Source organism: Pseudomonas sediminis (assembly GCF_002741105.1).
In the GTDB taxonomy this organism is placed as follows: Bacteria; Pseudomonadota; Gammaproteobacteria; order Pseudomonadales; family Pseudomonadaceae; genus Aquipseudomonas; species Aquipseudomonas sediminis.
This window is the reverse complement of record NZ_NIQU01000008.1, coordinates 195,720-209,053: the sequence shown is the minus strand read 5'-3', so window position 1 is coordinate 209,053 and position 13,334 is coordinate 195,720. Positions and strand designations below refer to the sequence as shown.

Annotated in this window: 15 protein-coding genes; 8 read left to right on the top strand and 7 right to left on the bottom strand. The window is 65.4% G+C overall.

The features are described 5' to 3' along the window. Positions 1-10 precede the first annotated feature (10 nt). From CDO35_RS19040 to CDO35_RS19030, 3 genes are all read right to left on the bottom strand, one after another. On the bottom strand, positions 11-445 hold the full coding sequence (locus tag CDO35_RS19040; RefSeq protein WP_099526219.1) for a VOC family protein: 435 nt from the start codon (positions 443-445) through the stop codon (positions 11-13). Between the two features lie 33 nt (positions 446-478). Next, on the bottom strand, positions 479-1,147 hold the full coding sequence (locus CDO35_RS19035; RefSeq protein ID WP_099526218.1) for a hypothetical protein: 669 nt from the start codon (positions 1,145-1,147) through the stop codon (positions 479-481). A 63-nt stretch (positions 1,148-1,210) separates the two neighbouring features. After that, on the bottom strand, positions 1,211-1,696 hold the full coding sequence (locus CDO35_RS19030) for a YbaK/EbsC family protein (RefSeq protein ID WP_099526256.1): 486 nt from the start codon (positions 1,694-1,696) through the stop codon (positions 1,211-1,213). A 101-nt stretch (positions 1,697-1,797) separates the two neighbouring features. Between CDO35_RS19030 and CDO35_RS19025 the strand changes: the two genes are divergently transcribed. The 3 genes from CDO35_RS19025 (at position 1,798) to rhlE1 (ending at position 4,472) form a co-directional block, all read left to right on the top strand. After that, a complete protein-coding gene (locus CDO35_RS19025; protein ID WP_099526217.1) occupies positions 1,798-2,277 on the top strand; it encodes a LabA-like NYN domain-containing protein in 480 nt (159 codons plus the stop codon). Positions 2,278-2,285: 8 nt separating this feature from the next. Further along, on the top strand, positions 2,286-2,888 hold the full coding sequence (locus tag CDO35_RS19020) for a 3'-5' exonuclease (RefSeq protein WP_099526216.1): 603 nt from the start codon (positions 2,286-2,288) through the stop codon (positions 2,886-2,888). 240 nt (positions 2,889-3,128) lie between these two features. Next, complete coding sequence (gene rhlE1 / locus CDO35_RS19015) at positions 3,129-4,472, top strand: RNA helicase RhlE1 (RefSeq protein ID WP_099526215.1); 1,344 nt, start codon at positions 3,129-3,131, stop codon at positions 4,470-4,472. Positions 4,473-4,541: 69 nt separating this feature from the next. Here the strand turns inward: rhlE1 and CDO35_RS19010 are convergent, their stop codons facing one another. From CDO35_RS19010 to CDO35_RS19000, 3 genes are all read right to left on the bottom strand, one after another. After that, on the bottom strand, positions 4,542-4,967 hold the full coding sequence (locus tag CDO35_RS19010; RefSeq protein WP_099526214.1) for a PAS domain-containing protein: 426 nt from the start codon (positions 4,965-4,967) through the stop codon (positions 4,542-4,544). A gap of 4 nt (positions 4,968-4,971) precedes the next feature. Next, a complete protein-coding gene (locus CDO35_RS19005; RefSeq protein WP_099526213.1) occupies positions 4,972-5,973 on the bottom strand; it encodes a response regulator in 1,002 nt (333 codons plus the stop codon). Between the two features lie 235 nt (positions 5,974-6,208). Beyond that, positions 6,209-7,447 (bottom strand): TIGR03862 family flavoprotein, encoded by a 1,239-nt coding sequence (locus tag CDO35_RS19000; protein ID WP_099526212.1) that lies wholly within the window; start codon positions 7,445-7,447, stop codon positions 6,209-6,211. Between the two features lie 113 nt (positions 7,448-7,560). On the opposite strand from CDO35_RS19000, the gene CDO35_RS18995 reads away from it, so the two are divergent. After that, positions 7,561-8,694: an aminotransferase class V-fold PLP-dependent enzyme gene (locus tag CDO35_RS18995; RefSeq protein ID WP_099526211.1), complete on the top strand. Its 1,134-nt coding sequence runs from the start codon at positions 7,561-7,563 to the stop codon at positions 8,692-8,694. A gap of 26 nt (positions 8,695-8,720) precedes the next feature. Here CDO35_RS18995 and CDO35_RS18990 read toward each other — a convergent pair whose 3' ends face one another. Next, a complete protein-coding gene (locus tag CDO35_RS18990) occupies positions 8,721-9,641 on the bottom strand; it encodes a histone deacetylase family protein (protein ID WP_099526210.1) in 921 nt (306 codons plus the stop codon). Between the two features lie 57 nt (positions 9,642-9,698). Here CDO35_RS18990 and CDO35_RS18985 point away from each other — a divergent pair, with 57 nt between their 5' ends. From CDO35_RS18985 to CDO35_RS18970, 4 genes are read left to right on the top strand one after another with little or no spacing between them, the layout of a single operon-like run. Next, positions 9,699-10,259 (top strand): GNAT family N-acetyltransferase, encoded by a 561-nt coding sequence (locus CDO35_RS18985; RefSeq protein WP_099526209.1) that lies wholly within the window; start codon positions 9,699-9,701, stop codon positions 10,257-10,259. Then, positions 10,256-11,863, top strand: coding sequence for a SagB/ThcOx family dehydrogenase (locus tag CDO35_RS18980; RefSeq protein ID WP_099526208.1), 1,608 nt, complete (start codon positions 10,256-10,258; stop codon positions 11,861-11,863). Before CDO35_RS18985 ends, CDO35_RS18980 begins: the two co-directional genes overlap by 4 nt. Then, on the top strand, positions 11,860-12,729 hold the full coding sequence (gene tesB, locus CDO35_RS18975; protein ID WP_099526207.1) for an acyl-CoA thioesterase II: 870 nt from the start codon (positions 11,860-11,862) through the stop codon (positions 12,727-12,729). The genes CDO35_RS18980 and tesB overlap by 4 nt, the downstream gene beginning before the upstream one ends. Continuing rightward, positions 12,726-13,319 carry an HAD family hydrolase gene (locus CDO35_RS18970; protein ID WP_099526206.1) on the top strand — a complete coding sequence of 198 codons (594 nt, stop codon included), beginning with the start codon at positions 12,726-12,728 and terminating at the stop codon, positions 13,317-13,319. The genes tesB and CDO35_RS18970 overlap by 4 nt, the downstream gene beginning before the upstream one ends. The last annotated feature ends 15 nt before the right edge of the window (positions 13,320-13,334 follow it).

Below are 13,334 nucleotides of genomic sequence, written 5' to 3'. Positions count from 1 at the left end.
GCTTGGTGCCTCAGCCGTGGTCGTGCTGCGCCTCGCCGGCGAGCATCAGCGCCACGTCCCAGTAGGCAGCCTCGATCTTGTGGCCGTCGAGATCCCTGACGAAACACCCGTAGTAGGGCTCGCCATAATCCGGGCGCGGCCCTGGCTGGCCTTCGTCCTTGCCTCCGGCTGCCAACGCCGCCTCGTGAAACGCATGCACCGAGGCCTTGTCTGGAGCGACGAAGCCGAAGTGGCTGCCATTGCCTAGTGTTGCGGGTTGGCCGTTGATTGGTGTCTGCACCCAGAACTCCGGGTACTCGCGGCCGAAGGCCACCGCACCGGGGTGGCGCATGATCTCCCGGCAACCCAGGGTGGCCAGCACCTTGGCGTAGAAGGCGCTGGCAGCCTCGAAGTCATTGGTGCCGATGGATACGTGGGACAGGATGCTCGGGTTCGTTTCGCTCATGGCGATCTCCTTACGCTGGCCAAGGCTGCAAGCCTAGTCACTGTTCTCGCTGTGCGCCGCTGGCTGCGGTTCGAGCAGCATGAACAGGCGGAACAGCACGACGATGGCGAACAGTTGCAGGAAGCCGTTGCCGGCCTGATGCAGCACCCACAGCAGGGTGTCGCTCTGGCTTGGCTGCGTCCACCAGTCGAGCAGCCACAGCGGTACCAGCACGTTGGCCAGGCAGGCGAATACCGGCCAGAAGCGCCCCTCGGTCATCGTGAAGCTGGCCTGCAGTGCGCGTAGCGGTGGCTCCTGGCGCAGCGCCAGGATCAGTTCGGAGAAGGCCAGGCGCATCATGATCCAGATGCCCGGCACGATGAACAGCGACAGCCCGAGCATGATTGCCAGGGTGCTCAGCCCCGCCATCAGGGCGAAGGTCGGCCACAACTGCAGGCCAGCCGCGAACAGCTGCGCATTGCCGGGCGTCTGACCGATGCTGCGTGCATGCAGGAAGAGAATCAGCGGCGCGGCATACAGCGGGTAGAAGAGAATGCCGAGCAAGATGCCATAGGCCGGGTTGGCGCCTTCGCCGAGCTGGGCGGCGAGCAGCGTCTGGGCGATGGCTTCGAGCAGCAACAGTGGCAGGGTCAGGCGGGCAATGGCCGCAAGATTGTGGCTGGAGAAAAACCAGGCGTCGCGCAGGACGGACAGAGGCTTCATCGGCAGGTCACCAAGTGTGGGGGCGTGGGCGCTGTGGCCGTTCGCCGGGGCAGTCGAATGGGTTCAAGGGTACTCCAGCTGCGCGTTGGGCTGCGCCTTGAGCAGACGCGGCAGTTCGCCGCCGGGCACTTCCAGGGTCAGTTCGGGCGGGCCGGGCGAATACAGCAGAAAGTCGCAGGTCAGCACCGCGCGGTCGATCAGCAGGGTGATGCTGGCGTCATGACCGAACGGGCAGGCGCACATCGGAACGCAGCCGGTTTGCTCGATCAGTTCCTCGTCGCTGGCGATGCGCGGGCGACTGCCGAGCAGCGTCTTGAGTCTGGCCCAGTCGGCGCGGGCGCCTCCAAGGGTAATCAGCATGGCGTAGCGCTGTGCACCGCTGCGCAGGAACAGGCTCTTGCTCTCCACACCGCGCAGGGCGAAACGCTGGCGCACGGCATGGGCGGTGGGGTAATCCAGCACTGGCTCATGCTCGACCAGGCGGTGGCTGATTCCCAGGCTCTGGAGCAGGTCGAGGTTACGCTGGCACAGCTGTTGGAGAGGTGTCATGGCGCCAAGGATAGGGGCTGCGCGGCGCCCGGGCCAGCCCTGGGCGCGCCTGCCGCCCAGCTCTGGCATACTGGCGCCTTCGTCGCCCCCGAGGACTCCAGGTGAAGAAGATCGCCGTATTCGCCGATGTGCAGAACCTCTACTACACGGTGCGCCAGGTGCATGGCTGCCATTTCGACTACAGCGTTCTGTGGGCCGAGGTCAGCCGCCGTGGGGTGATCGTCGAGGCCTACGCTTACGCCATCGACCGGGGTGACGCCAAACAGCAGCAGTTTCAGCAGATCCTGCGCAAGCTGGGCTTCACCGTGAAGCTCAAGCCTTATATCCAGCGTGCCGATGGCTCGGCCAAGGGTGACTGGGACGTGGGCATCACCATCGACGTGCTCGACGCCATCGAGCGCGTCGACGAGATCGTGCTGGCCTCTGGCGACGGCGACTTCGACTTGCTGCTCGAACGCGTGCGCAGCCGTGGCGTCGAGGCCATCGCCTTCGGCGCGCCGGGGCTGACGGCGCAGTCGCTGATCCGCGCTGCCAGCCTTTATGTGCCCATCGAGGGCGAACTGTTACTACGCAATAACTGAGGTTCTACGTGGAATCCATCGCCGTCATCGACTTCGAAACCACTGGCGTATCGCCGAGCCAGGCGCGCGCCACCGAAATCGGCGTGGCGATCATCGAGGACGGGCGCATCGTCGACCGCTACCAGAGCCTGATGAACAGTGGCGCCTGGGTGCCGCCGTTCATCGAGCAGCTCACCGGCATCAGCAACGCCATGCTGCGTAAGGCACCGCCGTCCGATCAGGTGATGAACGAGGTGGCCGACTTCATCGGCGAGCGGCCGCTGCTGGCGCACAACGCCTCCTTCGACCAGAAGTTCTGGGATGCCGAATTGGCTCGAGTGCGTCGTCGTCGCTTGCAGCCTTTCGCCTGCTCGCTGCTACTGTCGCGGCGCCTGCTGCCGGAGGCGCCCAGCCACAAACTTGGCAACCTCAACGCCTGGGCCGGCTTGCCTGACACCGGTCGTGCCCACCGCGCGCTGGCCGATGCCGAGATGGCCGCGAACCTGACGTTGCACCTGTTCGGCCTGCTGCGTGAGCGCCATGGCCGGCACCAGGCCGATCATGCCTTTCTCTGCCAGTTGCAGAACCTCTCCGCCGCCAAGGTGCGGGCGTTGCTGGCCACTGCCAGCTGAGTTTGCCTCGTGTCTGTAGGAGCGGCTTGGCGGCATTTCGCTTCAGCCGCGAAGTGCTGTGGAATTGTGTGGGCAAATCTTCAGCAATGAGCATCGCTATCGCGGCTAAAGCCCCTCCCACGGTTTGGCAGCTTGCCAGGCAATTTCGCGGCTGAAACGGAATGCCGCCCAGCCGCTCCTACGGTGGGTGTGAACGGGTAAACTACGCGCCAGTTCTTCTACTTCCTGCGGTTACCCTCCATGACCTTCGCTTCCCTCGGTTTGATCGAGCCGCTGCTGCGCACCCTTGCTGACCTCGACTACCAGACGCCGACCCCGGTGCAGAGCCAGGCCATTCCCGCTGTGCTCAAGGGTCGCGACCTGATGGCGGCAGCACAGACCGGCACTGGCAAGACCGCCGGTTTTGCCCTGCCGGTGCTGCAGCGCCTGACCCTGGAAGGCCCGCAGGTCGCCAGCAATAGCGTGCGTGCGCTGGTGCTGACGCCGACTCGCGAGCTGGCCGAGCAGGTGCTGCAGAGCTTCCTGACCTACGGCCAGCACCTGCCGTTGAGCAGCTATGCGGTGTACGGCGGGGTCAGCATCAACCCGCAGATGATGAAGCTGCGCAAGGGTGTCGACGTGCTAGTGGCCACGCCAGGTCGGCTGCTCGACCTGTATCGACAGAACGCCGTGAAGTTCTCCCAGCTGCAGACTCTGGTGCTGGATGAAGCCGACCGCATGCTCGACCTGGGTTTTGCCCGCGAGCTGGATGAGCTGTTCAGCGCGCTGCCGAAAAAGCGTCAGACCTTGCTGTTCTCCGCCACTTTCTCCGATGCCATTCGGCAGATGGCTGGCGAGTTGCTGCGTGACCCGCTATCGGTGGAAGTGAGCCCGCGCAACGCCGCCGCCAAGACCGTCAAGCAGTGGCTGATCCCGGTGGACAAGAAGCGCAAGAGCGAGCTGTTCCTGCATCTGTTGCAGGCCAAGCGCTGGGGCCAGGTGCTGGTGTTCGCCAAGACCCGCAAGGGTGTCGACCAGTTGGAGCAGGAGCTGCTGGCCATGGGCGTGGCTGCCGACTCGATTCACGGCGACAAGCCGCAGCCGAGCCGCCTGCGCGCACTGGAGCGCTTCAAGGCGGGCGAGGTGCAGATTCTGGTGGCCACCGATGTGGCCGCGCGTGGCCTGGATATCGACGACCTGCCGTTGGTGGTCAACCTCGATCTGCCGATCAATGCCGAGGACTACGTGCACCGCATCGGCCGAACCGGCCGCGCCGGTAGCACGGGCGAGGCGATCTCCCTGGTCTGCGCCGACGAGGTGGATCAACTGGCGGCGATCGAGAACCTGACCCAGCAGTTGCTCAAGCGTGTCGACGAGCCGGACTTCATCCCCGATCACCGCGTACCGCAGACGGCGGTGGGTGGTCAGGTCCTGAAAAAACCGAAGAAGCCAAAGCAGAAGCTCATCCCCGGCGCCGCCAAACCGGCGGGCAAGGGCAATATCCACCTCGGCCGCTGGTTTGAGGAAGACGACGCCAAGCCCAAAGCCAAGGCGGTGCGCAAGGTGCCGAGCTTCGGCAGCAAGCCCAAGGGCGGAAAAAAGTAGGGTGCGCCATGCGCACCGAACTCAGAAGAGGTTTGCTGGTGCGCACGGCGCACCCTACGGCTTAGCGGATCAAGGCTGTGCGGCCACGGCGGCGGCGGTCATGTCATAGATCACCAGGCATACATGCTCCACCGGCTGGCCCGCCAGCGGCAGCAGTGTGACGTTCTGGTACATGAAATCGGCCTGGCCGGTGATCGGCTGGTAGCTCTTGAAACGCATCAGATAGGGGCGCTGTTGCCATAGGCTGAAAGCGCGGGTGCCCAGTTGCACCACGCTTTCCACCTTGCGCTCCAGCCAGGGGCGGTCGATGTCGGGGAACAGCTCGAACAGCGAGCGGCCCTGTACCTGATCCGGGCCAAGCCCGGAGTGGTTTTCCATAAAGGCGTTCCACACCTCGACGCGGTACTGGCGGTCGAGCACCACCACGCCAACGTCGATGCATTGCACGATGTCGAGCAGCCAGTGGACTTCCTTGATATCGATCTGCGCGGGCATCGTCTCACTCCATCAGGTAGCCGATCTTGGCGGTCAGGCGCTTGATCGAGTCTTCGGTGAACAACAGCAGCAGGTCGAAATGGATGGCGTGGCCCTCCAGGCTGTAGCTGATCTCAACGGCCAGGGTCTTGCGCCAACGTTGACGGTTGACCTGGATTATCTGGTCGAGGCTGGCGTGCTGGCCGAGCAGTTGCGGGTGGCCCTGGGAGAAACGCAGGTCGAGCTGCTCGGCGATACCGGCGAGGCAGGCGCCGATCAGGATGCTGGCCAGATCCAGGAGCATCTCCGAGGTTTGCGCTTCGTTCTTCGGCTGCCAGCCGAGCAAGCGCGCCATGTCCTCCACTTCCGAATCGTGGAACAGCAGCAGGGCCTCGCCGGCGATGGCCTCGCCGATGAAACCCTGGCAGATTGCGCTGAAGCGCTCGCCGCGTTGAGCGTCGAGCAGGGTCATGTGCAGTTCGCTGACTTCGAAGATGTTCACCTGCGGCACCGGCAACTGCACGAATACACCCAGCACCTTGGCCAGCAGTGCGGCGGCGCGGCCCATGGCAACGTTGCTGACTTCGCGCAGGGCATCGCGGAAGCTGACTTTCAGGTCCGACAATGCCACCGCCTGGGCCTGCGCCGCTGGCGTGCCCTGCGGGTTGAACAGGCCCAACTCGATCAGCGTCTGGCGCAGAATCTCGGGGTCGGCGGGTTTCTTGATGAAGGCCAGGGCGCCAAGTTCACGCACACGGCGCACGGCTTCTTCCTGCACGTCGCCGGAGACCACGATGACCTGGCTGCTGAGCCCTTCGGCGCGCAAAGCGGCCAGGGTCTGGTAGCCGTCGAGCACCGGCATGGTCAGGTCGAGCAGCATGACCTGACCCTGTCCCTGGCGGATCAATGCCAGTGCTTCCTCGCCGTTGGTGGCCTGGCTGAGGGTGACCGGCCATTCAGCCGGCAGCGCGCGGATCAATTGCTTGCGCGCCATATTGGAGTCGTCGCAGACCAGCAGAGGGATCACGGCGGGAGATTACCTGTGTCGAGAGGCGCTGAGACTGAGCATAGCCGCATGCAAAGCGGCGTCACAGCGGTTTCAGATTTTTCAGGCGTAGGGCGGGTGCAACCCGCCAACCGGAGATGACGGGTTGCACCCGCACTACGGCTTTAGCCAGTCCGTAGGGTGGGCTTCAGCCCACCAACAGCGACCAACCTTGGTGGGCTGAAGCGGAGCGCCGCCCGGCCCACCCTACAAACAACTACACGGCATGCAACCAGTCGAGTACGCCCTGCGCCGCGACCCGGCCACTGGCGAAGCAGGCGGTGAGCAGGTAGCCGCCGGTGGGCGCTTCCCAGTCGAGCATTTCCCCGGCGCAGAATACGCCGGGTAGCGCCTTGAGCATCAGACCGTCATCAAGCGCAGCGAAGGGCACGCCGCCGGCGCTGCTGATCGCCTCGTCCAGCGGCCGGGTGCGCAACAGGGTGATCGGCAGCGCCTTGATCCAGGGCGCCAGATCGGTCGGTTCGGCAAAGGCAGCAGCAGGTGCCAGTTCACGCAGCAGCCCGGCCTTCACGCCGTCGAGCCCGGCCTGGCGATGCAGGTGCTTGGCCATTGAGTGTTTGCCGCGCGGCTTGGCCAGCGCCTGTTGCAGCTTGGCCAGTGGCATCTGTGGCAGCAGGTCGAGGCTGATCACGGCCTGGCCGTCGGCCTCGATGGCGCGACGGATGTCGGCGGAAAAGGCGTACACCAGGCTGCCTTCGATGCCGCCCGCCGTTAGCACGAACTCGCCGATACGCGCGGGCTGATCCGCCAGGCTGAGGGCGACGTTCTTCAGTGGCGCGCCGGCGAATTTCTCGCGCAGGTAGTCGCTCCAGCCGGCGACCTCGAAACCGCAGTTGCTCGGTTTCAACGCCGCCACTTCGATACCGCGCGCTTGCAACAGCGGCACCCAGGCGCCGTCGGAGCCCAGTCGCGCCCAACTGCCACCCCCCAGCGCCAGTAGACAGGCATCGGCGGCCAGGGCGTGCTCGCCGTCCGGGCCGGCGATACGCAGGCTGCCGTCCTCGTTCCAGCCCAGCCAGCGGCTGCGGGTGTGGATCGCCACGCCCAGCTCGCGCAGGCGGCGCAGCCAGGCGCGCAGCAGTGGCGCGGCCTTCATGTCACTGGGGAACACGCGGCCGGAGGTGCCGACGAAGGTGTCGATGCCCAGGTCATGAATCCAGGCACGCAGGGCATCGGCATCGAACTCGTGCAGCAGCGTCGCGACCTCGGCCTGGCGCTCGCCGTAGCGGCCGATAAAGGCCTCCTTGGGCTCGGAGTGGGTGATGTTCATGCCGCCGACGCCCGCCAGCAGGAACTTGCGCCCCACCGAGGGCATGGCATCGAACAACTCCACGCGCACGCCGCCTTGCGCCAGCACTTCGGCAGCCATCAGCCCGGCAGGGCCGCCGCCGATAATGGCAACGTGATGGGCGTTGGGCTTGGAGGCTGTGGTCATGGTGGCAGGACGGTCCGAGAAAGGCTGCGTATTCTACCCGAGTGCCGTGCGGCCTTGTCATTTGCCCGGGGTTCGGGCAGGTTCTGGTCGAACCTTTTTGGCTGGAGCCCGTTATGTCCCAAATCTGCCCCGACATCGATCCCGATGGCCTGATCGAATATTCGGTGGTCTACACCGACCGCTCGCTGAACCATATGTCGCAGTCGTTCCAGGGTGTGATGCGCGATATCTCCGCCACTCTCAAACAGGTCTACAACGCCCATGCCGTGGTGGTGGTACCAGGTAGCGGCACCTATGGCATGGAAGCGGTGGCGCGGCAGTTGGCGACCGACCAGAAGTGCCTGGTGATCCGCAACGGCTGGTTCAGCTACCGCTGGACGCAGATCTTCGATATGGGCCGCATTCCCGCCACGGCGCAGGTACTCAAGGCACGCCCGGTCGCTGAAGGCCCGCAGGCCGCCTTCGCCCCGGCGCCGCTGGACGAAGTGCTGGCCACCATCGCTGCCGAGAAACCGCAGGTGGTGTTCGCCCCACACGTGGAAACCTCCTCAGGCATGATCCTGCCGGACGATTACCTGCGTGCGGTGAGCGATGCGGTGCACGCCGTCGGCGGCCTGCTCGTGCTCGACTGCATCGCCTCCGGCACCCTCTGGGTGGACATGCAGGCCTGCGGCATCGACGTGCTGATCAGTGCGCCGCAGAAAGGCTGGAGCGCCTCGCCGTGCTGTGCTCTGGTGATGCTGAGCGAAGCGGCCCAGGCGCGCGTCGAAGCCACTCAGAGCAGCAGCTTCGCCTGCGACCTGAAGAAGTGGCTGCAGATCATGCAGGCCTACGAGCAGGGCGGCCATGCCTACCACGCCACCATGCCCAGTGATGCCCTGGCGCGCTTCCGCGACGCCATGTTGGAGGCCAAGACCCTTGGTTTCGACAAGGTGCGCCAGCAACAGCAGGAGCTCGGTGACCGGGTGCGAGCTCTGCTGGCGGCGCGCGGCTTCAAGAGCGTCGCGGCCAAGGGCTTCGAGGCGCCGGGGGTGGTGGTCTGCTACACCGACGATGCGCAGATCAAGACCGGCGCCAAGTTCGCCGCCATCGGCCTGCAGATCGCCGCTGGCGTACCGCTGCAATGCGACGAACCGGCGGACTTCCAGACCTTCCGCCTGGGCCTGTTCGGCCTGGACAAGCTGGGCAACATCGACCGCACCGTAGCCACGCTGGAGCAGGCGTTGGACAAGGTGCAGGCCGGCTGATCGTCAGGGGCATGTAGGGAGGGCGTCTAGCCCAACCCACGTGCCGCCCACACCTTCGCCGCGCTGTGATGCAGGATGCCGTGGCGGCGGGCGAGGGCGGTGTGGTCCTTGGAGTAGCCGCCGCCGATCACACCCAGTACCGGGATGTCGCGGCCCAGACAATGCTGCAGCACGGCTTCGTCACGCGCGGCAAGGCCGGCGTCGGTGAGTTGCAGGTAGCCCAGGGCATCGTCCTTGTGCACGTCGACGCCGGCGTCGTAGAGCACCAGGTCCGGTTGGTAGATTGGCAGCAGGTAGTTGAGGATGTCGTCCACCACCTTCAGGTAATCCTCATCGCCCATGCCGCGAGGCAGGGGGATGTCCCAGTCGCTCTGCGCCTTGCGCGCCGGGAAGTTCTGTTCGCAATGCAGCGACACGGTAACCGCGTCCGGCTCGTTCTCCAGCAGCCGTGCGGTTCCGTCGCCCTGGTGCACGTCGCAATCGAAGATCAGTACCCGGTGCACGCGGCCGGCTTCGAGCAGGTAACGGGCGATCACTGCCAAGTCGTTGAAGATGCAGAAACCAGACGGAAAATCGTAGTGCGCATGGTGCGTGCCGCCAGCCAGATGGCAGGCCAGGCCATGACGCAGGGCCAGTTCGGCGGTCAGCAGCGAGCCACCGACGGCGCGTACGGTGCGTCGGGCCAGAGCATCGCTCCAGGGCAGGCCGAGGCGGCGCTGGTCCTCGTAGGACAGCTCGCCAGCCATGTAGCGGGCGATATAGTCCGGGCAATGGACCAGGGCGAGAATCTCTGCCGGGCACAGCTCGGGACGCTGCAGCTCAGCATCCGTGGTCAGGCCGCTATCGACCAGGTGATCGCGCAGCAGGCGGAATTTCTCCATGGGGAAACGATGCCCGGCCGGGAAGGGCGGGCTGTAATCCTCGTGGTAGACCAACGGTAGCGGCATACAATGGGCGCTCATCGAATCGACGCATTATGGTCGCAGCCAATCGAGACAATCGCCATGCCCATGATCGAAACCTGCACCGAGCGCCTCTTGCTGCGTGCCTGGCGCGACAGTGACCTGCCGGCGCTGATCGCACTCAATGCCGACGCCGAGGTGATGCGTCATTTTCCCGCGCCTATGGACGCCGAGCAGAGCGCACAACTGCTGGCGCGCATACGTGCGCATTTCGATCAGCACGGCTTTGGCTTCTGGGCGCTGGAGCGGCGCGATACGGGCGAGGTGATCGGTGTCACGGGCCTGGCTCACGTCGGCTTCGATGCGCCGTTCGTGCCAGCTGTGGAAATCGGCTGGCGTCTGGCACGGGCGCACTGGCGTCAGGGCTATGCCAGCGAGGCAGCGCGCGCTTCACTGGCCGTGGCCTTCGAGCAGCTTGGGTTGGATGAGGTATTGAGCTTCACCGTACCGGCCAACCTGCCGTCGCAGGCGGTGATGCGCAGCATCGGTATGCAGCGTGACGAAAGCGCCGACTTCCTCCACCCGCGCCTGCCGGAGGGGCATCCCTTGCAGCGGCATGTGCTTTACCGCATCCGTCGTGAGCAGTGGGAGGCGCAGCGATGACCGACGTGCTCGCCTATCACCAGCTCAGCAAACACGCCCCCGAGCGTTTCGCGCCGGGGCCGGGGCAGCTGGATTGGGCGACTCAGCCGGCACCGTTTCGCCGTTACGAGGGTGCCCGGTTGATCGAGCTGTGCCACCGCCCGCTGGAAGAGGGGCCGGCGTACAACACGGCTTTCGCCGGGCCGCAGACATCGCCCGCGCCACTGAGTCACGCCAGCATCTCGCAACTGCTGTACGACAGCCTGGCCATTTCCGCCTGGAAGGAGGCTGGCGGCAGTCGCTGGGCGCTGCGGGTCAATCCGTCGTCCGGCAATCTGCACCCGACCGAGGCCTACCTGTTGCTGCCGCCTGGCGCTGTCGAGGATGACGGGGTGTTGGCCCATTACGCGCCGGATGTCCATGCTCTGGAGGTGCGTAGCGAGCTGCCGCCACCGCTCGGCCGGCAGCTTGCCGACTGCCTGCCACCCGGTGGTTTTCTCCTCGGCCTGAGCAGCATCGCCTGGCGCGAAGCCTGGAAGTACGGCGAACGCGCCTACCGCTATTGCCAGCACGACCTGGGGCACGCCCTGGCGGCGCTGGCCATCGCCGCCGGTGTACAGGGCTGGCAGGTGCGCATGCTGCAAGGTGTGGCTGAAGCACGTCTGGACGGTCTGTTTGGGCTGGATGATGAGCGCTTTCATGAGGCCGAACACGGCGACTGTCTGCTGTGGATCGGTCCGGCGCAGGCGATGGAGTTCGCGCTGCCCGAGACTCTACTGACGGCACTGACGCAGCTTGATCGGAGCGGTGCGCCCAATCGCTTGTCACGTGACTATCGCCACTGGCCCGAACTGCAGCGTGTGCATGGGCTATGCCGTGCGCCAGCGCGGCGCCGCGCCGAGTGGAGCGTAGATGCTGCTGGCGTTCACAATGACAACCCTGGTTTGCCGCTCAGGCCGATCCTGCATCGCCGACGCAGCGCGCAGAGTATGGATGGCCGCAGCGGTATTCAGGCTGCACTGTTGCTGGCCTGGCTGCGCCGCCTGATGCCGGCGCAATCGCCAGTGCCGTTCGCCGTGACCGGTGAGCCGAGCGAGATCGACCTGCTGCTGTTCGTCCATCGTGTGCAGGGCTTGGAGCCCGGTTTGTACTGGCTGGATCGCAGCGGCAGCGGTGTTCAGCCACTGCGCGAGGGTTATCTGTGGCAGCGGGTGGATGATGACCTGCCGCTATATCGTCTGCTCGAAGGCGATGCCCGTGGTCTGGCGGGCTTTCTCAGTTGCGGCCAGGACATCGCTGCCGACGGCTGCGTGGCCTTGGCCATGCTGGCGCGAGTGGAGCGCGCCGTTGCCAATGGCAATTGGCGTTATCCCAGGCTCTACTGGGAATGTGGCCAGATCGGTCAGTTGCTGTACCTGGAGGCCGAGGCGGCGGGGCTTTCCGGCACTGGCATCGGTTGTTATTTCGACGACGCTTTGCGGGAATTGCTCGGCGATGCCGACAGCGGCTGGCAAAGTCTTTACCATTTCACTCTTGGCCGCGCCGTCTGGGATGAACGCCTGACGTCCCTGCCGGCCTATTCCCAACCGCGATTACCAACCCCTGCACAAGGAGAGACTCCATGACCCAGGTACTCGACGATCTGGTCGCGCTGCTGAGCCTGGAGCAGATCGAGGAAAACCTGTTCCGTGGCCGCAGCCAGGATCTCGGTTTTCGCCAGCTGTTCGGCGGCCAGGTGCTCGGCCAATGCATTTCCGCCGCCAGCCAGACGGTCGAGGAGGCGCGCCATGTGCACTCCATGCACGGCTACTTCCTGCGCCCGGGCGATGCCAGCCTGCCGGTGGTCTATCAGGTCGAGCGCACCCGCGATGGCGGCAGTTTCAGCACCCGCCGCGTGGTGGCGGTGCAGAAGGGCCAGCCAATCTTCTTCTGCAGTGCGTCCTTCCAGTACGACGAGGAAGGTTTTCACCATCAGAACCAGATGCCGGACGTCCCCGGCCCCGAGGACCTGAAGTCGGAAACCGAGCTGGCGCGCATGGTTGCGCCGATGATTCCCGAGCGCATGCGTGAGCGGTTGACCAGCGACAAGCCGATCGAGATCCGCCCGGTCACCCTGATCAACCCCTTTGCCCCGCAGCCCTGCGAACCGGTCAAGTACGTGTGGTTCCGCGCGGCCGGCGAGCTGCCGGACGACCCGCAACTGCACAAGTACCTGCTGGCTTACGCCAGTGACTTCAATCTGCTGACCACCTCGATGCAGCCCCACGGCGTGTCGGTGTTCCAGAAATTCATGCAGGTGGCGAGCCTTGACCACTCGCTGTGGTTCCACCGCAACCTGCGCATGGACGATTGGCTGCTGTACGCCATGGACAGCCCCTGGGCTGGCAATGCCCGTGGTTTCTCCCGCGCCAGCATCTACAACCGCCAGGGCGAGCTGGTGGCCTCGGCAGCCCAGGAAGGCCTGACTCGTGTGCGTGAGGATTGGAAGTGAAGGTACTGCGCGAAGCACGTCACTGGGTGTTCGACATGGACGGCACCCTGACCCTGGCAGTGCATGATTTCCCGGCGATCAAGCGAGCGCTGGGCATTCCCCAGGAGGATGACATTCTCCATCACCTGGCGGCGCTGCCGGCAGACGAGGCGGCGGCCAAGCATGCCTGGCTGCTGGAGCACGAGCGCGAACTGGCAGTGGCTTCGCGCCCGGCACCGGGTGCCATCGACCTGGTGCGCGCGCTGAGCGAGCGTGGCTGCCAGCTCGGCATACTCACCCGTAACGCTCACTCGCTGGCGTTACTGACATTGCAGGCCATCGGCCTGGATGACTGCTTCGCCACGGCCGATATCCTCGGTCGCGACGAGGCACCGCCCAAACCGCATCCGGGCGGGCTGCTGCATCTGGCCGAACGTTGGACGGTCAAGCCGCAAGAGCTGGTGATGGTCGGCGACTACCGCTTCGACCTGGAGTGCGCCCAGGCCGCAGGCGCGCGCGGCGTTCTGGTCAACCTGCCGGACAACCCCTGGCCGGAGCTGACCGAGCTGCATGCGCAGGATTGCGCGCAGTTGCTGGCCGCGTTGCGCTGATCGCCCCCGTTTCGG